A 25,729-nucleotide genomic window follows, 5' to 3' on the forward strand; every position below is an offset into this window, starting at 1 on the left:
CGACAACATCCAAATGCAAGTTGAGCTAATCGCTCCAATCGCTATGGACGAAGGTCTACGTTTCGCTATCCGTGAAGGTGGCCGTACTGTAGGTGCTGGTGTTGTTGCTAAGATCTTCGACTAATTCTTACTGAATTAATCGTAATCTTGCACTCTTCTTCTTTTTGAAGAAAGCGCTAGAAAAAGGGAAGCTGAGGCTTCCCTTTTTTATATCTACAATTCCTCTTTTCAATATGGTTATAAGCCCATCACTCTTAGTCATGCTTTTTGTTTTTTAAAAACATGATCTTAGCTCTGCTCGATTCTCTCTTCTTTTTAGCTATCCGCTAAGTCACTGAAAAATGCCAAAGCGGTCCAGACCGTTATAACAAAACGTTCTGTAATTTACCTTAATACAACTGGTAACAAGAACGATTCTTGTTTATATTTCATTCCAAAGTGAAATTTAAAGGTTTTGAATATGTACGTTTGTCTTTGCCATGGTGTCTCTGACAAGAAAATTAGGAAGTTGGCGATAGATGAAGGCGTAACAGACATAAAAGGAATTAAACGATGTACTGCTTTGGGCAGCCAATGTGGTAAGTGCATTAAACAAGCCAAAGAGATTTTAGCGGAAACAGAATACCTAACACTGAAACAAGCTAGCTAATTATTAGCTAAGCCTTTTTGACACCTTCTCATTTGCTTCTACATTTAAATGAAGCCAAAGAGGAGGGCTTTGTCATGAAAGGCGATCCAATCATAATCCAACATCTCAATAAAGTGCTCGGCAACGAGCTCATCGCTATCAATCAATATTTTCTGCATGCTCGTATGTACAAGGACTGGGGCTTAAAACACCTCGCCGACAAGGAGTACCACGAGTCGATCGATGAAATGAAGCACGCTGATCATCTAATCGAACGTATCCTGTTTCTAGAAGGCTTACCTAATTTGCAAGATCTCGGTAAATTGATGATCGGGGAAGATACCAAAGAAATGCTTGAGTGCGATTTGAAGCTCGAAATGGCAGCAATCCCAGATCTAAAAGATGCGATCGCTTATGCGGAGGATATCCGTGATTATGTATCACGCGACCTCTTCCAAGATATTCTTGAAGACGAAGAAGAGCACGTCGATTGGCTTGAAACGCAACTGGGCTTGATCGAAATGTCTGGTATCGAAAACTACCTACAAGCGCAATACGTTGATGAAGAGTGAGATTATATTTCGCTGTTTTCTCGCTGAAAGAAAGTGATTAAAAGTGCACCTGATCTGTCTATCAGGTGCCAATCATAGATATCTGGTCTAATCTCTTACATTATTACCTTTTTTAAGGATATCGCTCGCAATCTTGCCTATGAAGATTGACTTCTATCCTTTAGAATTTATTCCCCCTTACCGAAAAAATAACAAAAGAGAAACGATCCATGTCTGAAGACAATCGCCAAGAAGTCACCCCAGAAGAAGAACGCCGCCAACAAGCACTGGACTACCATGCGTACCCAACCCCAGGCAAAATCGCAGTAGAGCTGACTAAGCCAGCTGAAACTGCTAACGATCTTGCTCTGGCATACAGCCCTGGTGTTGCAGAGCCTGTACGCGAAATCGCACAAAATGCCGACAACGTGTACAAGTACACGGCGAAAGGCAACATGGTTGCGGTTATCTCTAACGGCACGGCTATTCTTGGTCTTGGTAACCTTGGTCCGCTAGCTTCTAAACCAGTAATGGAAGGTAAAGCGCTGTTGTTCAAACGCTTTGCTGGTCTAGATTCAATTGATATCGAAGTGAAACACCGCACGATCGACGAATTTGTCGACACAGTAGCAAACATTGCAGATACTTTCGGTGGTATTAACCTAGAAGATATCAAAGCGCCTGATTGTTTTGAGATTGAAAAGCGCCTTATCGAACGCTGTGATGTACCTGTATTCCACGATGACCAACACGGCACTGCAATCGTAACGGCTGCGGGTATGCTGAACGCAATTGAGCTGCAAGGTAAGAAGCTAGAAGAATCAACCATCGTTTGTCTTGGTGCTGGTGCTGCGGCAGTGGCATGTATGGAGCTGTTGATCAAATGTGGCGCAATGCGTGAGAAGATCTACATGCTGGATCGTAAAGGGGTGATCCATACACGTCGTGACGACCTAAACGAATACAAACAGTTATTCGCAAACAACACAGATAAGCGTACGCTGGAAGACGTGATTGAAGGTGCGGATCTGTTCTTGGGTGTATCAGGTCCAAATTTACTACCTGCAGAAGCATTGAAGCTGATGGCAGATAAGCCTGTTGTGTTCGCATGTTCAAACCCAGATCCAGAAATCAAACCAGAATTGGCTCATGAAGTGCGTGATGACTTGATCATGGGCACTGGTCGTAGCGACTACCCGAACCAAGTAAACAACGTTCTGTGTTTCCCATTCATCTTCCGTGGTGCATTGGATGTTCGTGCGAGTGAAATTAATGATGAAATGAAGCTTGCGGCAGTCGAAGCGATTCGTGAATTGGCAAAAGAGCCAGTACCAGAAGCTGTATTGAAGGCAGCTGGCGTAGACAAGCTAGAGTTTGGCTCTGATTACATCATTCCAAAACCAATGGATCCACGTCTACTACCACGCGTAGCAAAAGCGGTCGCTCAAGCTGCGGTTGATTCAGGTGTAGCGCGTATTGAGATGCCAGAAAACTACATGGCGGAGTAAGCCAAAGTCATTTCTGACAGCAAAGAAAAGGGACGCGATGGCGTCCCTTTTTAGTTTGGTCTGAAACTGTCCCCGGTGCAGCCTCATCGTGTTGACGAATTTGTAAGCAATTATTCTTCGTCAAACGCTTCGAATTCGATGCCCATTGCCGTCATCAGCGCTTTTGCTTCTGTAGGAATATCATCTGGGCGGTCTTTACGAAGGTCTTCATCAGTTGGCAGTGGTTGCCCTGTGTAAGCATGTAGGAATGCTTCACATAGTAGCTCACTGTTAGTCGCATGGCGTAAGTTATTGATCTGGCGGCGAGTTCGCTCATCAGTCAGCACTTTTAAAACTTTTAGCGGGATAGAGACGGTAATCTTTTTTACTTGTTCGCTTTTTTTACCGTGCTCAGCATACGGGCTAATGTATTCGCCATTCCAGTCAGCCATTGCGCACCTTCATTAATGTAATAAGTTAGAAAAATAAATATAGGTGCTGATTTTAGCTGCATTTACCGCCATAAGCAAAGACATATAGACGTCTAGAAGTGTTGACGTCTTATTTTTAGACAAGTAAAGTGAGGTTAATAGTTAGGGAAGAGTGTTAATCAATTGAGCAATACAAGCTAGATATAGCGCATTCCCATTTAGATGTCACCACCCGTGAAAGGATACACCCATGAGCACCCGTAAGCCTGCGACCATTGCTGTACGCACTGGTATCGAGTCAGACAGTCAATATCACGCTGTTGTACCACCAATCTACCTTTCTACTAACTACGGCTTCCCCGCGTTTGGTGAAGTTCCACAATACGATTACACACGTTCTGGTAACCCAAACCGAGGCTTGTTAGAAAAAGCATTGTACGAACTTGAGTCAGGTAAAGGAGCGGTTGTCACTAACTGCGGCACATCGGCACTAAACCTTTGGGTATCGGCGTTTCTTGGATCTGATGACTTAATTGTTGCACCGCATGATTGCTACGGCGGTACGTATCGTCTGTTCAATACTCGCGCCAACAAAGGCGACTTTAAAGTGCAGTTTGTTGACCAGTCAGATCAGCAAGCGTTGGATGCGGCGATTGCGAAAAAGCCAAAGCTTATCTTGTTAGAAACTCCGTCAAACCCACTCGTACGTGTTGTTGATATTGCGGCTGTGTGTGAGAAGGCAAAACAAGTTGGCGCTTTGGTTGCAGTGGACAATACCTTTTTGACACCTGTGTACCAAAAGCCTTTGGAGCTTGGTGCGGATTTTGTTATCCACTCAACAACGAAATACATTAATGGTCACTCTGACGTGATTGGTGGTGTGGTGATCACTAAGAGCGAAGAGCATGCTGAAGAGTTAGCATGGTGGGGTAACTGCATTGGTGCAACGGGTACGCCATTCGACAGTTACATGACGCTTCGAGGAATTCGTACGCTGGGTGCGCGAATGCGAGTTCATGAAGAAAGCTCTCAGCAAGTGTTGGCGTATTTGCAAACGCAATCTTTGGTAGCGAAGATTTATCATCCAAGTTTGCCAGAGCATCCAGGCCATGACATCGCGAAGAAGCAACAATCGGGTTTTGGTTCTATGCTGAGCTTTGAGTTTGCTGGCTCATTTGAGCAGCTAAAAGTGTTTGTTAAAGAACTTGAACTCTTCTCTCTTGCTGAGTCGCTAGGTGGTGTAGAAAGCTTGATTTGTCACCCTGCGTCAATGACGCATCGTGCGATGGGTGAAGAAGCTCTGGCTGAAGCTGGTGTTTCTCAACAGTTACTGCGCTTATCTGTTGGCTTAGAAGATGCCCAAGATCTGATTGCTGATCTTGAGCAAGCATTTGCGAAAGCTACACAGTAATTGGGAGATGTAAGGTCATGACTGTACAACGTCAGCTGCATAAATTTGGTGGTAGCAGCTTAGCGAACCCAGAATGTTACCAACGTGTGGTGGGTATTCTTAAAGAGTATTCAGCAGAAAATGATTTGGTGGTGGTATCGGCTGCAGGGAAAACCACTAACCGCTTGATCGAGTTTTTAGAAGGGCTAGATAAAGACGGTCGCATCGCACACGAAGCGCTACAAAACTTGCGACTGTTCCAGACGGAGTTAGTTGAAGCTTTATTAGAAGGAGAAGCGCAAACGCAAGTGCTTGCTTCTCTTCAAGATGAATTCAGTACCTTAGCTGAGTTAACTGCGCCACTTACAGAAGCGCAAAAAGCAGCAGTGCTTGGGCATGGTGAAGTATGGTCGTCACGCTTACTGGCTGCACTGTTATCACAACAGGATCTTCCAGCGGTAGCGCAAGATTCTCGTGCCTTTTTACGCGCAGAAGCTGGAACGCAGCCAGAAGTCGACCGAGCTCGCTCTTATGCACTCATCAAAGAGGCGTTAACTCAACATAGCCACAAGCGTGTCATCATTACAGGCTTTATGGCGCAAAATGAAGTGGGTGAAACAGTACTGTTGGGGCGTAACGGCTCAGACTATTCAGCAACGGTGATTGGTGCATTGGCTGAGGTAAACACAGTGACCATCTGGAGTGATGTTGCTGGCGTTTACAGTGCAGACCCACGTTTAGTGTCGGATGCTTGCTTGTTGCCGTTGCTGCGTTTAGATGAGGCGAGTGAACTTGCGCGTTTGGCTGCGCCAGTGTTGCACAGTCGCACGCTACAGCCAGTTGCTCAAAGCACGATGGATTTGAGCCTCAAATGCAGCTATCAACCTGAATCAGGCTCAACGCGTATTGAGCGCGTATTGGCTTCAGGTCGCGGTGCTAAAATCATTACGTCTCTTGATGAAGTGTTGTTGGTTCAACTGTCTTTTATCCATGGTCATGATTTTGAGCGAGCGCAGAAAGAAGTTCTGCAAGCTTTAAAGCGTGCTCAATTGGAACCATTAGCATTTGAAGCACAACAAGATCAGCAAACTTTGCGTTTGGCGTATACCGCAGAGATTGCTGGCGGTGCATTAACTTATCTACAAGAGTTAGCCGTTGAAGCAGAAATCAAGCTTAAAGAGGGTTACTCACTTTTAGCGGCTGTTGGTGCCGGAGTGACGAAAAATGCAAATCACTGTTTTGGCTTCTATCAACAACTTAAGCATGCGCCTGTTGAGTTTATTTCAGAGACGGAATCAGGTTTGAGCTTGGTAGCAGTACTACGCCGTGCAGAAGTCGAAGAGTTGGTACAACGCATTCATAGTCAGTTGTTTCAAGCGCAAAAGCGTGTAGCGGTTGCGTTGTGTGGTAAAGGTAACATTGGCTCAAGTTGGTTATCGCTGTTTGCTGAGCAAAAAGAAGAGCTCGAAAAACGCCATGGTATGAGCTTTGATTTAGTAGCGGTTGTTGATAGTCAAACGTATTGGTTTGATGAAAACGGGATTGATGCAGCAACAGTTGCTCAGCGCTTTGATGATGAAAGCATCGAGAATGATGGCAACTGGTTGACGAAGCTCGGCGCGATACAAAACTTCGATGAAGCAGTCGTACTTGATGTCACGGCGAGTAAAGAGTTGGCGACACGTTATGTGGAAATTGCGCAGCAAGGTATTCACTTGATTTCAGCGAACAAAGTGGCAGGCTCGGCGGACAGTCAATATTACCACCAAGTACAAGACGCCTTTGCTAAAATTGGTCGTCATTGGCTTTATAACGCTACGGTTGGTGCAGGGTTACCGATCAACCATACTGTTCGAGACTTGCGTGAAAGCGGTGATGATGTCGTCGCACTATCGGGTATTTTCTCCGGTACGCTATCTTGGTTATTCCAGCAGTTTGATGGCTCAGTGCCGTTTGCTGAACTGGTCGATTTGGCATGGCAACAAGGTTTGACAGAGCCTGACCCTCGCTCTGATTTAGATGGCTCTGACGTGATGCGTAAGTTGGTTATCTTGGCTCGTGAATCTGGTTTGAGTATTGAACCAGAGAGTGTGAAAGTGGAATCACTTGTACCAGAAGAGTTGCGAGAACTGAGCCTAGACGCATTCTTTGACCAAGGTGATATTCTAAGTGAGATTCTACAAGAGCGTCTAACCAAGGCTCAGAAAAATGACCAAGTGTTGCGTTATGTCGCGCGTTTAGAGCGTAATGGCAAAGCAACGGTGGGTGTTGAAGCATTATCACGTGAACATGCACTGGCAAACTTACTACCGTGTGACAATATCTTTGCTATTGAGAGTAAGTGGTACAAAGACAATCCATTGGTTATTCGAGGTCCAGGTGCTGGTCGTGAAGTCACGGCTGGTGCGATTCAATCTGACCTTAATCGCCTAGCTGGTTTGTTTTAAATTTCACCGAAACAATTTTTGCGAACGACAACAAAACCTCGGACTATCTCCGGGGTTTTTTATTATTTAGATAATGCCATACTGAATTGGGAAGTTCGGCTAGGGATTGGTCATAAAGGAACTTGAACTATCCTCATTATGAACTTGAGAAAAATTCATAATCACAAGGTTGACATTAAATCGCATTCAATACATTCTGTAGACATATAGACGTCTAAACGTCGATTTGAGGAATTTTGATTTCGTGGTGGAGTTGCCACAGGGAGAGTAAGATGGGATACACGCATGCAGGGCACATCGATGCCTTAAACCAGAATATCGCTGAACTATCAGACAACATCAACGTCTCATTTGAGTTTTTTCCACCAAGCAGTGAGAAGATGGAAGAAACACTGTGGAACTCAGTGCATCGTCTTAAAACTCTTCAACCAAAATTCGTTTCTGTCACATACGGCGCAAACTCAGGCGAGCGTGACAGAACCCATTCGATCATTAAAGAAATCAAAGCGGCAACAGGTCTTGTGGCTGCACCTCACCTAACGTGTATCGACGCAACTCGTGATGAATTGATCGACATTGCTGACGATTACTGGAATAACGGTATCAAAAACATCGTAGCGCTACGTGGTGATATTCCACCGGGTGGTGGTGCGCCAGATATGTACGCATCGGATTTGGTAGAACTGCTTAAAGCGCGTCACGATTTCGATATCTCAGTAGCGGCATTCCCAGAAGTTCACCCTGAAGCGAAAAGTGCTCAATCGGATCTGCTGAATCTAAAGCGTAAAGTTGACGCAGGTGCAAACCGCGCGATTACTCAGTTCTTCTTTGATGTGGAGTCTTACCTGCGCTTCCGTGACCGTTGTGTAGCGGCTGGTATTGATGTCGAAATTGTGCCGGGTATCTTGCCAGTATCGAACTTCAAACAAGCATCTCGCTTTGCGGCGCAGAATAATGTGAAAGTACCAGGTTGGATGAGCAAGCAGTTTGAAGGTTTGGATGATGATCCCGTGACGCGTCAGCTGGTTGGTGCAAGCCAAGCAATTGATATGGTTCGTGTATTAAGCCGTGAAGGTGTGAAAGATTTTCACTTCTACACATTGAACCGTGCAGAGATGACTTATGCACTTTGCCACACTCTAGGTGTGCGTCCACAAGTTGCAGTAGGGGCTTAATGCCCCTTCCCCAGATAAACAAAAGGCTTGCCCATCGGCAAGCCTTTTTCGTTTCATTTAAAGTGACGAATTAGCCGATCACTTCAAGTTCTGTTAGTACTTCTTCTGCCCAGTTAATCCAAGCTTCACGTAGCATTAGGTTACGACGAAGTGTTAGACGCTCAAGACGTGCTTGCTTGTCTAGTGTTGATGGCGTTGCGTAGTACGCTGCTTCGATTTCTTTGTAGTGAGAAACGAGCTTACGAGACTCTTCTACAAGTTCAGAAAGCTGGTCACGGTACGGTGCTGCTGGCTGCACGGCACAAGCCATTAGCTTAGCAGAGAATTCGTCACGTACAGTTGGGTGTGCAGTTGGTTGATCGAACCACTCGCCCAATGCGCTACGACCTGCGTCAGTGATTGAGTAAACCTTACGATCTGGCTTGCCTTCTTGAGGTTCTAGTACGCAAGTAACCAGCTCTTTCTCAGCCATCTTGTTAAGTTCACGATAAACTTGTTGATGGCTTGCTTTCCAGAAGTAACCGATGCTAGCTGAGAATTCTTTAGTGATGTCGTAACCGGTAGCGTCGCGAGTGCTAAGTACAGTTAGAATTACGTGTGGTAATGACATGTCTTCAATCCAAATGGTCAATAAACTTGTAAACAAGCTAGCTACACTTTCATTTGCGTTCTTAATGACGCTTGAGTTTTTTATGTGTAGATAGCACCAACAATGTTGGTCCTGTCACCTTAAAGCCGTTTATCACCTAGAGTGATGGTGTTTCCACCGAGCTGGAGCCTATTTGATTGGACTTGTGAGCTTCCAGCAGGCAAGTAGTATATAAATAATAAGCATGAAGTGGAATAGTAGGACAAAATTACCCAAAAAAACTAATAAAATACTCAATAGTGTTTTTTGGTAGTGAAATATCTTGTTGTGTAGAGACTTTTTGTTTTCTATTTGGATTAATAATCTAGGCTGGTATTGTTCGAATAGTGGAAGTGATTAGTAAATAATAATAAAGGCTGAGATTTCGCTCAGCCTTTTAGTCAACTTTATGTAATCAGATTAACCTGTATTACGCATGCCTGCCGCAATACCTGCAATCGTCACCATCAATGCTTCTTCTAAATTGGCAGAAGCTTCTTCAGTTTGACGAGTTCGGTATAGCAACTCGGCTTGAAGCATGTTCAATGGCTCAACGTAGATGTTACGTAGGCGAATAGATTCTAGACCCCAAGGGTCGCTTTGCATTAGGTTCTCGTTGTTCTCTACGTTTAGTACCGACTTGATATCACGCTGGAGTTGCTCACGTAGTCGATCACCTAATGGTAGAAGTTGATTCTCCACTAGGCGTTGATCATAGTAGCGAGAGATTTCCATGTTGCACTTGGTGTACACCATCTCAAGCATGCCTAGACGAGTAGAGAAGAACGGCCATTCACGACACATCTCTTCCAGTAGCGCCTGATGACCTTTGTCTACAGAGTACTGAATAGCCTCACCTGCGCCTAACCATGCTGGCAGAACCAAGCGGTTTTGGCTCCAAGAGAAGATCCATGGAATCGCACGCAAGCTTTCTACGCCACCGTTTGGATTACGTTTCGCTGGTCGTGAACCAAGTGGCAGTTTACCTAGCTCAAGCTCCGGTGTTGCTTGGCGGAAGTAAGGCACGAAATCTGGCTCGCCACGAACGACACTACGGTATGCTTCGCAGCTTACTTCTGACAAGACGTCCATTAGGTCACGCCACTCTTGCTTAGGCTCTGGTGGCGGCAGTAGGTTTGCTTCAAGGATTGCACTCGCGTACAGGTTGAAGCTATTAACTGCAACATCAGGTAGACCCAACTTAAAGCGGATCATCTCACCTTGCTCTGTTACGCGCAGGCCGCCTTTCAGACTCTTAGGTGGCTGAGATAGTAGTGCAGCATGTGCTGGCGCACCACCACGACCAATTGTACCGCCACGACCGTGGAATAGTGTGAGTTCTACACCTTCTTCTTCTGCAACCTTAACCAGTGAGTCCATCGCATGGTATTGCGCCCAACCTGCTGACATTACGCCTGCGTCTTTTGCAGAGTCAGAGTAGCCGATCATCACCATTTGGTGGTTTTGGATAAAGCCGCGGTATAGGTCGATACCCATTAGCTGTTTGATTACCGCTTCCGCGTTGTTCAAATCGTCTAGGGTTTCGAACAGAGGACACACGTCAATGCGGTAAGGGCAACCTGCTTCTTGAAGTAGTAGGTGTACGGCAAGTACGTCAGAAGCGGTACGCGCCATTGAGATAACGTAAGCACCGAATGCTTCGCGAGGTTGTGCTGCAACAATCTTACAGGTATCCAAAACCTCTTTAACTGGTTCCGATGGTTCCCAGTCACGAGGCAGAAGAGGGCGCTTAGATGCGAGTTCGTTAGTTAGGAAAGCTACCTTATCTTGCTCGCTCCACTGTTCGTAGTCTCCAATACCTAGGTAACGAGTCAGTTCAGATAGAACGTCGGCATGACGCGTACTTTCTTGACGGATATCGAGACGAACTAGGTGGATACCGAATGCTTTAACACGGCGTAGAGTATCCAGCAGTGAGCCGTTAGCAATCACGCCCATGCCACATTCGTTTAGTGATTGGTAACACGCGTAAAGTGGTTCCCAAAGCTGCTCTACTTTTTGTAGCGGCGCTTTGACTGCCAGTTTCTGACCGTGAACTTTTGCGTCGAGAATGTCTTTTGTTTCGTTCAGTAGCGAACGTAGCTGTTTAAGGATCGCACGGTATGGTTCGTGTTGATCTTCACCCGCAAGCTCTCGAACTTTGTCGTTACACACTGTCATTGACAGTTCGCTGATCAGTTCGTTGATGTCGTTGAGGTATAGGTCTGCCGCTTTCCAGCGAGACAGAAGCAGTACTTCACGAGTTACGCTGTGAGTTACAAATGGGTTACCGTCGCGGTCACCACCCATCCAAGATGAGAAGTGCACAGGGCGAGCATCAATCGGTAGACCTTCGCCAAGGTATGATTTTAGACGGTCGTTCATTTCACGTAAGAAGTCAGGTACGGCTTCCCATAGTGAGTTTTCTACTACAGCAAAGCCCCATTTGGCTTCATCAAGCGGTGTCGGGCGCTGTTGACGAATAACGTCAGAGTGCCAGCTTTGAACGATAAGCTGCTCAAGACGGCGTTCAGTTTTCTTACGCTCTTTGAAAGAGAGGTCGCTCAGCTCTAGCTTAGATAGACACTCGTTGATCTTTACAAGCTTGTTGATCATAGTGCGACGAGTGATTTCGGTTGGGTGCGCAGTCAGAACTAACTCAATGTTCAGATCGCGAACCGCTTGTGCCGTGTCTAGCTTACTCACATCATTTTGCACTAGTTTTGAGAACAGCGAATTAATTGCGTCAGGTTCGCAGATATGCTCTTCACAATGGCGTGAAATGGTGTGGTATTGCTCAGCAATATTGGTCAGGTTTAGAAATTGGTTGAACGCGCGGGTCACTGGCGTCAATTGCTCATCTGGTAAGCTTTTAATTTCTTCTATTAAGCTTTCTCTGTCAGCGTTATTTCCAGCTTGAGCCGATTTGGATAATTTACGAATGGTTTCCACTTTCTCGAAGATTTCTTCGCCATGAGCATCACGAATCGTGTTACCCAGAAGGTGGCCCAACATGCGCACATTGCTTTTAAGTGCGGCGTATTTCTCGTTCATTGTCATCCTGCCTCGTAAAAAAACTACATCCATTGTCCTTGTTAAGACTCCAATCTAGCGAAAATAACCAGTTCTAGTCAAATAAAGCAGAGTAAGTTTGCAATTATTCCGCTGCTGACCTGATTTAGAGCAAAATTAGGTCAGCTTATGCCACTCGAAGTGAAAATTAATTACAAAATTGCCGCTTAAAGAAGGATATAGCGTGCTAGAAGAATAGTGGCGAAGATAACAAAATGCAGCTCAATCGAGCTGCATTGTGAGGAAAGTACAGAATGCGACTAACAACAATATTTCACCATCGCACGTGATAACACGTCGATGGTTGGGTCGATAAAGTCGAAAGAGAGGAACTCATCTGGTTGATGAGCTTGATCAATTGAACCGGGACCTAGAACTAAGGTTGGACACAGTTGCTGCAGAAATGGCGCTTCAGTACAGTAGTTGACGGTTTCTGAGCTGGTTTGACAGATCTCTTCAACACCACCAATAAATGGGTGATCGTGTTGACATTCGTAACCCGGAATTGGCTCGTGCAAGGGAATAATTTCTAATCGCCCTGGCCATTTCGCCTCGACTTCTTTCAATGCTCCGCGCAGCATGTTCTCTAAACCATCAAGGCTAATACCAGGAAGAGGACGAACGTCATAATGCAGTTCACAGCAACCGCAAATACGGTTTGCGCTGTCACCACCATGGATATGACCAAGGTTTAGGGTAGGGCTTGGAATAGCAAAACCCGGATGGTGATACTCTTTAACCAATTTGTCGCGCAGTTGCATCATGGCAAACATGACTTCATGCATTATTTCAATTGCGTTGACGCCGAGCGCAGGATCAGACGAATGACCGGACTTGCCTGTTACGCGAATGGCATTTGCCACATGCCCTTTATGACCTCGAATTGGTACGAGGCTGGTGGGTTCGCCAATGATGCAGTAATCCGGCTTAAAAGGCGCATTCTCAGTGAAATGACGGGCACCTAGCATGGTGGTTTCTTCATCACAGGTCGCCAATACATAAAGCGGCTTGGTTTGCTTACTCCAGTCGATTTTCTTTACCGCTTCATAAATAAAGGCAAAGAAGCCTTTCATATCAGCAGTACCCAAACCGTAAAAGCGGTTGTCTTTCTCGGTCAGCTTATGTGGGTCAAAACTCCAACGTCCTTCATCAAATGGCACTGTGTCGCTGTGACCTGCGAGAAGTAGACCGCCTTCACCTTCCCCCATACGTGCAATCATATTGTGTTTGCCTGGCTCCACTTCGATCACTTCAACACTGAAGCCAAGATCTTTAAACCAAGAAGCTAGCTTCTCGATCACTTTGGCATTGCCTTGATCCCAACTTGGATCGGTTGAGCTGATCGAAGAGGTCCTGATCAGTCCTTCATAGACCTCTAGAAAACTTGGTAATTGCATGGATTCTTCAATTCTCCTATTGACAGACAGAGCACAAAAATGTAAAACACATATTAAATCATATTTAATGAATAAAAAATCAAAATAAAGCAAAAATTAAATATGAATAGTCATTTTGAGCCTTAAGTATATGGATGTCATGTAATGCTAAAAACCACGATTATCGGAGCCAGCGGCTACACCGGCGCAGAGTTGGCTTTAATGGTCAACAAACACCCTGAACTCACGCTATCAGGTTTATACGTTTCCGCCAATAGCGTAGATGCAGGAAAGAATATTGCTCAATTGCACGGCAAGCTAGCGGGTGTGATTGATATGCCAGTTTCACCACTGACTGACCCTGAGCAAGTTGCTCAAGTGTCTGATGTGGTCTTTCTGGCAACGGCACATGAAGTGAGCCATGACTTAGCTCCTATCTTCTTAGAGGCGGGATGTCAGGTATTCGATTTATCTGGTGCATTTCGTGTGAAAAGCGAAGGCTTCTACGACACCTTTTATGGCTTCGAACATCAATATAACAACTGGCTAGATAAAGCAGCATACGGCTTAGCAGAGTGGAACCAAGAATCAATAAAAACCACTCCTTTGATTGCAGTGGCTGGTTGCTACCCAACCGCTGCACAGCTTGCAATCAAACCTTTATTAGAACACGCATTACTGGATACCAACCAATGGCCTGTGATTAACGCAACCAGTGGTGTATCAGGTGCAGGGCGTAAAGCTTCCATGGTTAACAGCTTCTGCGAAGTGAGCTTGCAACCTTACGGTGTCTTTAACCATCGTCATCAACCAGAGATTGCTCAGCATTTAGGTTGCGATGTGATTTTTACTCCACACCTAGGCAACTTCAAACGCGGCATTCTTGCCACTATCACGATGAAATTGGCACAAGGTGTGACGGAAGCACAAGTGGTACAAGCGTTTGAACAAGCTTACCAAGGCAAGCCAGCGGTTCGCCTTAAAGGTGACGGTATTCCACGTATTCAGGATGTCGAAAATACGCCTTTTTGTGATATCGGCTGGAAGGTACAAGGCGAACACATCATTGTGATTTCGGCGATCGACAACCTACTTAAAGGTGCATCGAGTCAAGCGATGCAATGTCTCAATATTCATTACGGTTACCCAGAACTGACAGCGTTGCTGTAGTCGTTGAAAGAGGGAAATGCGATGACGCAAACCAATCAAGCTCCTTTAGTCATTAAGCTCGGTGGTGCAGCCCTATCTTGCACTCAAACCTTAAGCCAACTGTTTGGTGCCATTGCGGCTTACCAAAAGTCGGCACAGCGACAAATCGCCATCGTTCATGGCGGTGGCTACCTAGTTGATGAATTGATGGCAAAGCTTCAGCTTGAAACCGTAAAGAAAAACGGTCTTCGCGTAACGCCTTATGAGCAAATTCCTGTGATTGCAGGTGCGCTTGCGGGTACAGCAAACAAATTGCTTCAAGGTCAAGCGATTGCGGATGGTCTAAACGCTGTAGGTCTTAGTCTCGCTGATGGTGGGCTATGTCATGTTGAAGAGCTGGCCCCAGAGCTAGGCGCAGTAGGTAAAGCATCACCGGGTGATTCAACCCTATTACAAGCGGTGCTAAACGCAGACGCATTGCCGATCATCAGCTCAATTGGTCTGACTGAAAAAGGTCAGATGATGAATGTGAATGCTGACCAAGCCGCTGTTGCAGTTGCCGGTGCGTTAGATGCGGAGTTAGTACTTCTGTCTGATGTTAGCGGTGTACTCGATGGCAAAGGTCACCTGATCAAAACGCTATCCGAGCAAGAAGCCGATGCATTGATCAAAGGGCAAGTGATCACCGACGGTATGATCGTCAAAGTTAAAGCCGCTTTGGAGGCTGCCAATGATCTTGGTCGTCCTATCGAAGTTGCGACATGGCGTTACCCAGAGAAACTGACCCAGCTATTCGCGGGTGAAAGTATCGGAACGCAGTTTCTGCCGCAATAGAGCAGAAGCAAACCAGTTAAAGAATTGAACATTAGGAAGTGGTTGGCACTGACCGCCGAGAGCAGCGCCAGTTAAGTTTGGAGAAAAAACATGAGCAAAGTGAACGTAAATAAAGTGGTAGTCGCATACTCAGGCGGTCTAGATACTTCAGTAATCATCCCGTGGCTAAAAGAGAACTACGACTGTGAAGTAGTAGCTTTCGTTGCCGATGTTGGTCAAGGTGCAGAGGAGCTAGAAGGTATTGAAGCGAAAGCAAAAGCTTCTGGTGCTTCTGAATGTTACATCGCTGATCTGAAAGAAGAAATGGTAGCGGATTACATTTACCCTACGCTAAAAACCGGTGCTTACTACGAAGGTAAATACTTACTAGGTACATCAATGGCGCGTCCAATCATTGCCAAAGCGCAGGTTGAAGTTGCACGTAAAGTGGGCGCAGACGCTCTGTGCCATGGTTGTACAGGTAAAGGTAATGACCAAGTACGTTTTGAAGGTGCATTTGCAGCGTTAGCACCAGATCTGCATGTTATTGCGCCTTGGCGTGAATGGGATCTAGTGAGCCGTGAAGAGTGCTTAGATTACCTAGCAGAGCGTAACATTCCTTGTTCAGCATCTCTTACTAAGATTTACTCGCGTGATGCGAACGCATGGCACATTTCTACTGAAGGTGGCGTTCTAGAAGATACATGGAACGCGCCAAATGAAGATTGCTGGGCTTGGACTGTAGACCCAGAGCAAGCACCGAATGAAGCAGAAACTGTGACGCTGAAAGTAGCGAAAGGTGAAGTTGTTGAGGTAGACGGTGAAGCGATGACACCATATAACGCGTTGGTTTACCTAAACGAAAAAGGTGCGAAGCACGGTGTTGGTCGTATCGATATTGTCGAAAACCGTCTAGTGGGAATGAAGTCTCGTGGTTGTTACGAAACTCCGGGGGGCACCATCATGATGGAAGCACTGCGTGCGGTAGAGCAACTGGTGCTGGATAAAGCGTCATTTGAATTCCGCGAGGAGCTTGGTCTGAAAGCATCACACCTTGTTTATGATGGTCGTTGGTTCACGCCGCTGTGCAAGTCTATTCTTGCGGCTTCTGAAGAGCTCGCGCAAGACGTGAATGGCGAAGTGGTTGTGAAGCTTTACAAAGGTCACGCAACGGTAACGCAAAAACGTTCGGATAACAGCTTATACTCTGAAGAGTTTGCTACTTTTGGTGAAGATGAAGTTTATGACCAAAGCCATGCTGAAGGCTTTATCCGTCTTTACTCACTATCAAGCCGTATCCGTGCGCTGAACAGCCAGAAAAAATAAGCCAATTTAACGCCTTATAAGATAAGAGACCTGCCACTATTGGCAGGTCTTTTTGGTTTTTGCTGACCTTATTGGCATAAAGATAAAATAGCCATGAATAAATATGTAAAAATATTGAATTTCTACTTTATTTTTATCTACGATTATCGTAACGTTGAGGCATAAGAAAAAGTGAGCAAATGACCACCGATTTGGTCAACACTTAATGAATAACACGTTAGCGTAAGCAATAGTCATCAGGAGAGACGCAATGGCATTATGGGGCGGAAGATTTACCCAAGCGGCAGATACCAGATTTAAAGACTTCAACGATTCGTTGCGTTTCGATTACCGATTGGCCGAGCAAGACATCGTAGGCTCAATTGCGTGGTCTAAAGCATTGTTGTCTGTTGACGTGTTATCTGCAGATGAACAACAAAAGCTTGAGCTAGCACTAAATGAACTCAAGCTTGAAGTGATGGAAGACCCACATCAAATCTTACGTTCAGACGCTGAAGATATCCACTCTTGGGTCGAGCAGCAACTGATCAACAAAGTTGGTGACCTAGGTAAAAAGCTACACACGGGACGTTCTCGTAACGACCAAGTAGCAACCGATCTCAAGCTTTGGTGTCGCCAGCAAGGTCAACAACTGTTGATTGCACTTGATCGCCTACAGACTCAAATGGTTGGCGTTGCTAAGCAGCATCAAGGTACTGTTCTTCCTGGTTATACGCACTTACAACGTGCTCAGCCTGTGACGTTTGCTCACTGGTGCTTGGCTTATGTTGAAATGTTTGAGCGTGATTACTCACGTCTGAACGATGCGCTAAAGCGTTTGGATACGTGTCCACTCGGCTCGGGTGCGCTTGCGGGGACCGCTTACCCTATCGACCGTGAAGAGCTGGCTCACAACCTTGGTTTCCACCGTGCGACACGTAACTCGCTAGACTCGGTTTCTGACCGTGACCATGTGATGGAACTGATGTCTGTGGCATCTATTTCAATGTTGCACCTATCTCGCTTGGCAGAAGACATGATCTTCTACAACTCGGGTGAGTCCAACTTTATTGAACTAGCCGATACCGTGACTTCAGGTTCTTCGTTGATGCCGCAAAAGAAAAACCCAGATGCATTAGAGCTTATTCGTGGTAAGACAGGTCGTGTATACGGCGCGCTTGCTGGCATGATGATGACGGTGAAAGCGCTGCCACTGGCTTACAACAAAGACATGCAAGAAGACAAAGAAGGTCTGTTCGATGCGCTTGATACATGGAATGACTGTATGGAAATGGCAGCATTGTGTTTCGATGGCATTAAAGTTAATGGCGAGCGTACGTTAGAAGCGGCGAAGCAAGGTTACGCAAACTCAACTGAGCTGGCGGATTACCTAGTGGCGAAAGGCATCCCATTCCGTGAAGCGCACCATATCGTCGGTGTTGCTGTGGTTGGTGCAATTGCCAAAGGCTGTGCGTTAGAAGAGTTGTCGATTGAAGAATTGAAATCTTTCTCTGAAGTGATTGAGGCGGATGTGTATGACATCTTGACCATCGATTCATGCCTTGAGAAACGTTGTGCGCTTGGTGGCGTGTCGCCGCAGCAAGTGGCTTATGCTGTCGACCAAGCAGACAAGCGTCTATCTCAACGTGACACTTCAGCAGTCAAAGTACGTCCAGCACGTCTGACGGATATTGAGACACTGGAAGGCATGGTGGCGTACTGGGCAAATATGGGTGAGAATCTACCACGCTCACGTAATGAGTTGGTACGTGACATTGGTTCTTTCGCGGTTGCCGAGCACCACGGAGAAGTCACTGGTTGTGCGTCTTTGTATGTCTATGACTCAGGCTTAGCAGAGATTCGCTCTTTAGGTATTGAAGCGGGTTGGCAAGGTCAAGGGCAGGGCAGTGCGATTGTGAACTATCTGGTTGAGAAGGCGCGCCAGATGGCTATTAAGAAAGTCTTTGTGCTGACACGTACGCCAGAGTTCTTTATGAAGCAAAGCTTCTTGCCAACGTCGAAGTCATTGCTGCCAGAGAAAGTACTGAAAGATTGCGATCAGTGCCCACGTCAGCATGCATGTGATGAAGTTGCACTGGAGATCAACTTGTTCGAACAATTGATCCAGAAAAGTAACGTAGCCTAGGTTAATGATTCTATTAGTATTTAAGAAAATACTAAAAAAATCAGAAAAAAATTTGGAACCTTTGAGAGGAAGCCCGGTCTATTAAAGTACCACTGCTTTTTCTTAGAAGAATCTAAGAGAGCCCCAAGACCGGTATTGGTTTTGGGGCTTTTTTCTATCTGTCATCTGGATGATGATCATCTTTATTTTGTTTTCTATGGCGGCGCTGCCACGGCAGAATAACGAAGCGCATCCAGAGGTGTAAAAACAGCAGACCATTAAACGCAAAGCCCGCAAAGATCAGTGCGATCGACTCGATGCTTTGTGGATCATCTTTAAATGCAAACCACCATACGATCCAACATAAGACAGAGAGCACGGTAAGTTGATCCATGCATCGCTGGCAACGCCCGATTTTTTTCCAAAACCAATGCTCTTGGCAACTTCGACAAGTCATTGTTCTACCCAAACTATCTATTTGCTTCTGATTATAACCTCAACTCCTGCTTGGTAGTGTTTTTGCTTGGTTTCTTAGTCTCGCTTATCAAACCAAAAATGAAAAATTAGCTTGGTCAAAATTGTGTAGCACGTAATTGATGTATGGTGCGCTGTCAGCCTGACAATAGGAAAAATAATAATGTCGACAGAACTTAAAGTAGCACTTGGTTTAGCGGGTAGCTTTTTCACGATTGGATTAACAGCCATTGTGTTGGTGAGTCGCTATGCAATGATGACTGCATAACCACAGCTCTATTGATTCTTGAATTGATAAAGCTGAAAGAAGAAAGCCTCGTCTATGACGAGGCTTTTTGTTTATCGATGTTAAGGAAAATGAGGGCAGGATTAGCAACCAGGACCACAGTCTAGGCAGTGCTTGATTGTCTCTGGACCTAAGTGAAGTTTTGCATTCAAATCTCGCAGTGCGGTGCGAACGCCTTCTTCAATTACTGGGTGGTAAAACGGCATATCCAACATTGCTGAAACTGTCATTTTATTTTGATGTGCCCAAGCGAGCAGGTGGGCTAAGTGCTCGGCGTTTGGTCCCATCATTTCTGCGCCCAAGAAGCGTCCGGTGCCTTGTTCTCCGTACACATGCAATATGCCTTTATTGCGTAGCATCACTCGTGAGCGACCTTGGCTTTCAAACGAGACCTCTCCGGTTGCGAAACAGCCGCAGGTACCTAAACGTGCTTCCAATTGCTTAAAGGTTTCACCAACCATGGCAATTTGTGGATCAGAGAATACAGCAGAAATAGGCGAGCGGCGCAAACCTGCACGAATATCAGGAAAGCGGCCAGCGTTATCACCGGCAATACGACCTTGGTCTGCCGCTTCATGAAGCAGTGGAATTTGGTTACTTGCATCACCTGCGATGAAGATGCTCTCTACCGAAGTTTGCAATGTATAGTGATCCGCCGTTGGTACGCCGCGCTCATCTAATGCAACACTGGTGTTTTCAATCGCGAGCTTATCCACATTCGGGCGACGACCTGTTGCTGCCAATACGTAATCGACAATAAAGGTTTCTAGTTCACCATCGTGGTTGATGAACTGAATTTCGACCTTATCTTCACCGTTATTTTTTGGCGAAGCAATACGTTTCATGCTTTCGATTTTTACATCGGCATCAAGGTAAAACTCTTCTTTGAATGCTTTATCGGCGTACGCCATCACTTCAGGGTCCGTCAATGGTCCTACTTGACCTCCAAGACCAAATAGCTTCACATTCACTCCTAAACGATGCAGCGCTTGACCCAATTCAAGACCAATGACACCTGGACCAAATACTGCAACGGATTCTGGCAAGTCATCCCAATCGAATACATCATCGTTAATGACTAGGCGATCGCCGAGCTCATTCCATACCGCTGGGTATGCTGGACGTGAGCCTGTTGCGATCACAATGCGTTTTGCAGTGATCTGAGTGTGGTCATTAACGACTAGCGTATTGTCATCAATAAACTTGGCATAGCCTGAAACTTTATCTTCAGCAGGGATCTCATCGACGCCTTCCAACACAAAGCCAACAAAGCGGTCACGTTCACGCTTTACTCGATCCATTACTTCACTACCGTTAATGTAAATCTCGCCTTGTGGGTGCACGCCGAAACCTGGTGCTTTCTCGATTTGATGTACGCTTTCTGCTGCAGCGATCAAAAGTTTTGAGGGCATACAACCTACACGAGCACATGTTGTGCCGTAAGGACCACCTTCGATCATCACAACACTGTCTGTGTGTGCTTTTGCTGCGCGGTATGCACCAAGACCTGCTGTACCACCACCAATGATTGCTACGTCAACATTTAACTGTTTCATAATGGATTCTCGTTTTGTCCAAACTGAGTTGAGGTGACTAAGTTTAGAAGAGTGAATTTGAGTTCATTAATCTTGATAGTCCGAAGAAGAGTAGTGATCAAGACTAAGCATAGGAAGTGATTGAGGGGGTAGTCTCCCGGGCGAGGGATGCTCCGGGAGACTGAGGGCTGAGTTCTGGACAGCTAAATTGCCAACCCAAGCCCATTAGGCAAATTATTAACCTAGGTAAGCTTCTAGTTCTTCGCTACCACCGATGTGTTTACCACCGATGAACACTTGAGGAACCGTCGTACGACCCGAAATTGCACGTAGACTGACTGTTGTTGCGTCTTTACCCAAAATCACTTCTTCATATTGAAGACCGTGGTCAATCAGATTTTGTTTCGCTTTCATGCAGAAAGGGCAACCTGGTTTAGTGAACACAGTGATCGATTCTTGAGTTTTGTACTCAGGTGCTACGTAGTTCATCATTGTGTCTGCATCAGAAACTTTGAACGGGTCGCCTGGTTCGTTTGGTTCAATAAACATTTTCTCAACCACACCGTTTTTCACTAGCATGCTGTAACGCCATGAACGCTTGCCGAAGCCGATGTCGTTTTTGTCTACTAGCATACCCATGCCATCTGTGAACTCACCGTTACCATCTGGGATGAAAGTGATGTTTTCAGCTTCTTGGTCAGCTTTCCATGCATTCATTACAAACGTGTCGTTTACTGATACACATAGAATCTCATCCACACCATGCTCTTTAAATACTGAGAATAACTCGTTGTAACGAGGTAGGTGGCTTGACGAACAGGTTGGAGTAAACGCACCTGGCAAGCTGAATACGATAACCGTTCTGTCTTTAAACAGTTCATCCGTGGTTACGTTCACCCATGCGTCACCTTTACGAACAGGAAAAGTAACTTGTGGTACAGCTTGACCTTCTTTTGATGCAAACATGATGATTTCCTTTTTAAATTTATGAAATAATTCGTTTTCGAGCTTAGCGTTATTTGTCGCTCAGTTTCGTTTTGTTGAGCTCATTATTGAAAAAAAACTTTGATAGCTCTAATCGTTTAATGCTATGGTTTTGATAGATTATTTCTATCGCCAAACAAGAAGCGAATCGTACGTATGAATATCCGAGATTTTGAGTACTTGGTGGCGCTTGCGGAGCACAAGCATTTTCGAAAAGCAGCAGAAGCCTGTTTTGTTAGCCAACCAACTTTAAGTGGCCAGATTCGAAAACTGGAAGACGAACTTGGTACAGCCTTACTAGAAAGGAGCAGCCGTCGAGTGCTGTTTACTGATTCTGGTTTGCAATTGGTGGAGCAAGCAAAACGCATCTTAAGTGAAGTGAAAACTTTCAAAGATATGGCGAGCGGTCAAAGCGGTGCGATGACCGGTCCAATGCACATTGGCTTTATTCCAACCGTTGGTCCTTACCTATTGCCAAAAATAGTCCCTCGACTGAAAGAAGAGTTTCCTGAGTTAGAACTGTTTTTACATGAGGCTCAAACCCACCAATTGGTACGTCAGTTGGAAGAAGGTAAGCTTGATTGTCTTGTACTAGCGTCAGTTGATGAAACAGCTCCGTTTAAAGAGATTGAAGTCTATAACGAGCCGTTGAGTGTTGCTGTACCTTGCGATCACGAATGGGCTGGTTTAGACCATATAGACATGTTGGATCTTAATGGTCGAACCGTTTTGGCGCTAGGAGATGGTCACTGCCTACGCGACCAAGCACTTGGTTTTTGCTTTGCTGCAGGAGCAAAAGATGACGAGCGCTTTAAAGCCACTAGTCTAGAAACATTACGTAATATGGTTGCGGCGGGCGCAGGTATCACGTTATTACCACAGTTATCTGTACCGCATGAGAAGAAGAAGGATGGTGTCTGTTATGTCCCTGCGATTAATCCAACACCTTCGCGCAGCATTGTTTTAGTTTATCGTCCGGGCTCTCCACTGCGTGCTCGTTTCGAAACCTTGGCTGCAACGATTAAAGGGGTACTAGAGGCTCAGGAAGACTCTATTGCCGCTTAAGCGCAAGTTAATATAAGAAAAGGGAGCCCAATGGCTCCCTTTTTTGTTTTATCTGATGAGTGGTTGTTAGAACAACTCTTCTGAGCCGCTACCACCACCTGAATAGATACTGTCTTCTAAACTGTTACCGACGTACTCAGTTGGCTCAGTTCCTTTCTCAAAATATTCGAACATGGATGAACCATCGACTTTATGAGTCAGAAGGCCGCTATCACGATCAATACGAACACGGACGATATCTTCTGGGATGTTTTTCGCTTTTTGAGGCGTACCTTCAAGTGCGACGCGCATGAAATCAATCCAAGCTGGCTCAGCTGTCTTCGCCCCCGATTCCGCACCAGAAATCTGTCCTTTACCAAGGTTGCTGTTCACAGTCGTTCGACCTAGAGTGCGAGAGTGATCGTCAAAGCCAACCCATGCAATAGCGACAATGCCCGGGCCGTAACCGTTATACCATGTATCTTTTGAATCGTTGGTTGTACCGGTTTTACCGCCAATATCGCGGCGTTCGAGTTTCTGAGCGCGCCAACCTGTACCGTTCCAACCGGTACCATCACGCCAGCTACCGCCGCCCCAAATGTTGCTGTACATCATCTCACGCATTAAGAATGCGTTTTGTGCTGAGATAACTTGCTTCGCATATTGTGGTGTATTGTCTTCTAATGCGTTGTCTGATGTTGGCTCATCCATTGCGATATCTTGCTCGCCAAACTCTGCGGCAAACTTATCTTCAACTGGCGCTTCTTGCTCCATTTGAGGGCAATCATGCTGACAGATAACTTTTGGATTGGCTTTAAATAGCACTTCACCGAAAGAGTCTTCAACGTGGTCAATGTAGAATGGTTCAACATAGTAACCACCGTTGGCAAAGACCGAGTAACCTTGTGCTACTTTCATCGGCGTTAAGCTACCCGCACCAAGCGCAATAGTCTCTGAACGCGGCACTTCATTGATATCAAAACCAAAGCGAGTCAGGTATTCGCGAGTCGCATCTAAGCCTACTTCACGCAAAGTGCGCACCGCCATTACGTTTTTCGATTGTGCTAAACCGATACGTAGACGAGTAGGACCAATGTATGTCGGTGGTGAGTTCTTCGGACGCCATGCCGAACCAGAACCTGCATCCCATTTGTTGATTGGAGCATCGTTAACTAATGATGCCAGCGTTAGACCTTTATTGATCGCAGCAGAGTAGATGAAAGGCTTAATACTTGAACCTACCTGACGGACCGACATGGTCGCACGGTTAAATTTGCTATGGACGAAGTTAAAACCACCAACGAGAGAAAGTACCGCACCATTTTCTGGGTTCATTGCGACAAACGCGGTGTTTGCATTTGGCACTTGGCTCAACTTCCAATTGTTGATGGTGTTGCCATCTTTGTCAGTTGTGCTGACTTCGCGAACCCAAACTTGCTGGCCGACTTCTAGGATCTCTTGCGCTGATTTTGGTGCTGCGCCTTGGCGTTCATCAGTCAGGAACTTACGAGCCCAGCTCATGCCTGTCCAAGCGAGAGTTTGTTCGTCGTTGTTTTTCACCCAAACTTGTGCCGTTTTACCGTCTACTTTGGTCACAACCGCTGGATAAAGTTGACCATATGTTGGCTGCTTCTTCAGATGCTTCTCAATCTGCTCTGTATCCCAAGCAGGTTCGCCTTGTTTCCACAGTACTTTCTCTGCTCCGCGATAGCCGTGACGTTCATCGTAAGCAAGGATATTGTTGATGGATGCTTTGTTTGCTGCGTCTTGAAGCTTTGAATCTACCGTCATGTAAATGTTCAAACCAGACGTATACGCTTTGTCTGCACCGTATTCTTTTACTGCCCAAGAACGTGCTAGTTCTGCGACGTATGGGGCAGACAGTTCGATTTCAGCGCTATGGTAGCGTGCCACAATTGGCTCTGCGCGTGCTTCATCGTATTGCGCTTGAGTGATGTATTTCTCATCCAGCATACGCATCAACACCACATTACGACGCTTTGTCGCTCGCTCTAGTGAGTAAAGTGGGTTCATGGTTGATGGCGCTTTTGGCATACCTGCTAACGTAGCAATCTCGCTGAGAGTCAGTTCATTCAAACTCTTACCGAAATAAACCTGAGCGGCTGCACCAAAACCGTAAGAGCGGTAGCCAAGGAAAATCTTGTTAACGTATAGCTCCATGATCTCTTGTTTTGTCAACAACTGCTCAATGTGAATCGCAATGAAGATCTCTTTCACTTTACGCATGATTTTCTTCTCATTAGATAAGAAGAAGTTACGCGCTAGCTGTTGAGTGATGGTACTCGCACCTTGTTTTGCAGAACCAGATAACGCCACCACAACAGCAGCACGAGTAATACCGATTGGATCGATACCAGGGTGCTCATAAAAGCGGCTATCTTCGGTCGCAATCAGCGCGTGAATCAAATCTTGCGGAATTTCGTCGTAGGTAACAGGAATTCGGCGCTTCTCGCCAAACTGTGCGATCAGTTTCCCATCTTGACTAAAAACCTGCATAGGTGTTTGTAATTCAACATCTTTTAGGGTTGCAACATCTGGCAATTCAGGCTTCACGTACTGATAGAAGCCAAAAATTGTGGTGACTCCAAGAATTATGCAAATCAATGTTAAAAATAATAAACGCTTTATGAACTTCACCGGAGAATCCCTGATTGGTTGAGGCTGTGTAACGGCAAACCCTTGTACTCTTAGGTCAAAAATTTAGCACATAAGAGGTATTAACTCCTATTTGGGTGCTAATAACAACCTTTGCACGAAGAAAATTCTCTGTGCGCTAACTACATAAGCACGCAGGAATTTCGGAGCGAG

19 protein-coding genes and 1 pseudogene are annotated in these 25,729 nt (G+C 45.7%); 12 read left to right on the plus strand and 8 right to left on the minus strand.

The window, feature by feature from the left end:
* From OH459_RS25100 to OH459_RS25115, 4 genes and pseudogenes are all read left to right on the plus strand, one after another.
* Window positions 1–124, plus strand: a pseudogene (locus OH459_RS25100) (elongation factor Tu); the annotation flags it as partial.
* A gap of 336 nt (window positions 125–460) precedes the next feature.
* Complete coding sequence (locus OH459_RS25105; RefSeq protein WP_005451472.1) at window positions 461–649, plus strand: (2Fe-2S)-binding protein; 189 nt, start codon at window positions 461–463, stop codon at window positions 647–649.
* A gap of 74 nt (window positions 650–723) precedes the next feature.
* Window positions 724–1,200, plus strand: a complete 477-nt coding sequence (bfr, locus tag OH459_RS25110) for a bacterioferritin (RefSeq protein WP_005395745.1) — start codon at window positions 724–726, stop codon at window positions 1,198–1,200.
* Window positions 1,201–1,409: 209 nt separating this feature from the next.
* The gene (locus tag OH459_RS25115) at window positions 1,410–2,687 is read left to right on the plus strand and encodes a malic enzyme-like NAD(P)-binding protein (RefSeq protein ID WP_269989302.1); all 1,278 of its coding nucleotides are present in this window, start codon (window positions 1,410–1,412) and stop codon (window positions 2,685–2,687) included.
* A gap of 110 nt (window positions 2,688–2,797) precedes the next feature.
* On the opposite strand, the gene metJ is transcribed toward OH459_RS25115, so the two are convergent.
* Entirely contained in the window at window positions 2,798–3,118 is a 321-nt protein-coding gene (gene metJ, locus OH459_RS25120) for a met regulon transcriptional regulator MetJ (protein WP_005432736.1), read from the minus strand.
* 229 nt (window positions 3,119–3,347) lie between these two features.
* On the opposite strand from metJ, the gene OH459_RS25125 reads away from it, so the two are divergent.
* The 3 genes from OH459_RS25125 (at window position 3,348) to metF (ending at window position 8,109) form a co-directional block, all read left to right on the plus strand.
* Window positions 3,348–4,508, plus strand: coding sequence for an O-succinylhomoserine (thiol)-lyase (locus tag OH459_RS25125; RefSeq protein ID WP_256893651.1), 1,161 nt, complete (start codon window positions 3,348–3,350; stop codon window positions 4,506–4,508).
* A 17-nt stretch (window positions 4,509–4,525) separates the two neighbouring features.
* A complete protein-coding gene (locus OH459_RS25130) occupies window positions 4,526–6,934 on the plus strand; it encodes a bifunctional aspartate kinase/homoserine dehydrogenase II (protein WP_005451476.1) in 2,409 nt (802 codons plus the stop codon).
* Window positions 6,935–7,206: 272 nt separating this feature from the next.
* A complete protein-coding gene (gene metF / locus OH459_RS25135) occupies window positions 7,207–8,109 on the plus strand; it encodes a methylenetetrahydrofolate reductase (RefSeq protein ID WP_005432740.1) in 903 nt (300 codons plus the stop codon).
* A gap of 70 nt (window positions 8,110–8,179) precedes the next feature.
* Here metF and OH459_RS25140 read toward each other — a convergent pair whose 3' ends face one another.
* The 3 genes from OH459_RS25140 to argE form a co-directional block, all read right to left on the minus strand.
* Complete coding sequence (locus tag OH459_RS25140; RefSeq protein WP_005451477.1) at window positions 8,180–8,719, minus strand: PadR family transcriptional regulator; 540 nt, start codon at window positions 8,717–8,719, stop codon at window positions 8,180–8,182.
* 438 nt (window positions 8,720–9,157) lie between these two features.
* A complete protein-coding gene (gene ppc, locus OH459_RS25145) occupies window positions 9,158–11,791 on the minus strand; it encodes a phosphoenolpyruvate carboxylase (RefSeq protein ID WP_269989311.1) in 2,634 nt (877 codons plus the stop codon).
* Window positions 11,792–12,069: 278 nt separating this feature from the next.
* The gene (gene argE / locus OH459_RS25150) at window positions 12,070–13,206 is read right to left on the minus strand and encodes an acetylornithine deacetylase (RefSeq protein ID WP_045485658.1); all 1,137 of its coding nucleotides are present in this window, start codon (window positions 13,204–13,206) and stop codon (window positions 12,070–12,072) included.
* A 144-nt stretch (window positions 13,207–13,350) separates the two neighbouring features.
* Between argE and argC the strand changes: the two genes are divergently transcribed.
* The 4 genes from argC to argH all read left to right on the plus strand — a co-directional run bounded on the left by argC (window position 13,351) and on the right by argH (window position 18,598).
* Window positions 13,351–14,355: an N-acetyl-gamma-glutamyl-phosphate reductase gene (gene argC, locus OH459_RS25155; RefSeq protein WP_269989312.1), complete on the plus strand. Its 1,005-nt coding sequence runs from the start codon at window positions 13,351–13,353 to the stop codon at window positions 14,353–14,355.
* Window positions 14,356–14,376: 21 nt separating this feature from the next.
* Window positions 14,377–15,168 carry an acetylglutamate kinase gene (gene argB / locus OH459_RS25160; protein ID WP_017819673.1) on the plus strand — a complete coding sequence of 264 codons (792 nt, stop codon included), beginning with the start codon at window positions 14,377–14,379 and terminating at the stop codon, window positions 15,166–15,168.
* 90 nt (window positions 15,169–15,258) lie between these two features.
* On the plus strand, window positions 15,259–16,473 hold the full coding sequence (locus tag OH459_RS25165; protein ID WP_005451488.1) for an argininosuccinate synthase: 1,215 nt from the start codon (window positions 15,259–15,261) through the stop codon (window positions 16,471–16,473).
* 250 nt (window positions 16,474–16,723) lie between these two features.
* A complete protein-coding gene (argH, locus tag OH459_RS25170; protein ID WP_005432701.1) occupies window positions 16,724–18,598 on the plus strand; it encodes an argininosuccinate lyase in 1,875 nt (624 codons plus the stop codon).
* A 154-nt stretch (window positions 18,599–18,752) separates the two neighbouring features.
* Here argH and OH459_RS25175 read toward each other — a convergent pair whose 3' ends face one another.
* From OH459_RS25175 to OH459_RS25185, 3 genes are all read right to left on the minus strand, one after another.
* Complete coding sequence (locus OH459_RS25175) at window positions 18,753–19,034, minus strand: DUF3624 domain-containing protein (protein WP_026000384.1); 282 nt, start codon at window positions 19,032–19,034, stop codon at window positions 18,753–18,755.
* A 386-nt stretch (window positions 19,035–19,420) separates the two neighbouring features.
* On the minus strand, window positions 19,421–20,893 hold the full coding sequence (locus OH459_RS25180) for a dihydrolipoyl dehydrogenase (RefSeq protein ID WP_053050708.1): 1,473 nt from the start codon (window positions 20,891–20,893) through the stop codon (window positions 19,421–19,423).
* Window positions 20,894–21,109: 216 nt separating this feature from the next.
* Window positions 21,110–21,838 carry a redoxin family protein gene (locus OH459_RS25185; RefSeq protein WP_005451494.1) on the minus strand — a complete coding sequence of 243 codons (729 nt, stop codon included), beginning with the start codon at window positions 21,836–21,838 and terminating at the stop codon, window positions 21,110–21,112.
* Window positions 21,839–22,012: 174 nt separating this feature from the next.
* Between OH459_RS25185 and oxyR the strand changes: the two genes are divergently transcribed.
* Window positions 22,013–22,921 carry a DNA-binding transcriptional regulator OxyR gene (gene oxyR, locus OH459_RS25190; RefSeq protein ID WP_005451495.1) on the plus strand — a complete coding sequence of 303 codons (909 nt, stop codon included), beginning with the start codon at window positions 22,013–22,015 and terminating at the stop codon, window positions 22,919–22,921.
* 66 nt (window positions 22,922–22,987) lie between these two features.
* On the opposite strand, the gene OH459_RS25195 is transcribed toward oxyR, so the two are convergent.
* On the minus strand, window positions 22,988–25,558 hold the full coding sequence (locus tag OH459_RS25195) for a penicillin-binding protein 1A (protein ID WP_269989316.1): 2,571 nt from the start codon (window positions 25,556–25,558) through the stop codon (window positions 22,988–22,990).
* Between the last annotated feature and the right edge of the window lie 171 nt (window positions 25,559–25,729).

It is taken from the genome of Vibrio sp. MM46 (assembly GCF_027587135.1).
GTDB lineage: Bacteria > Pseudomonadota > Gammaproteobacteria > Enterobacterales > Vibrionaceae > Vibrio > Vibrio harveyi.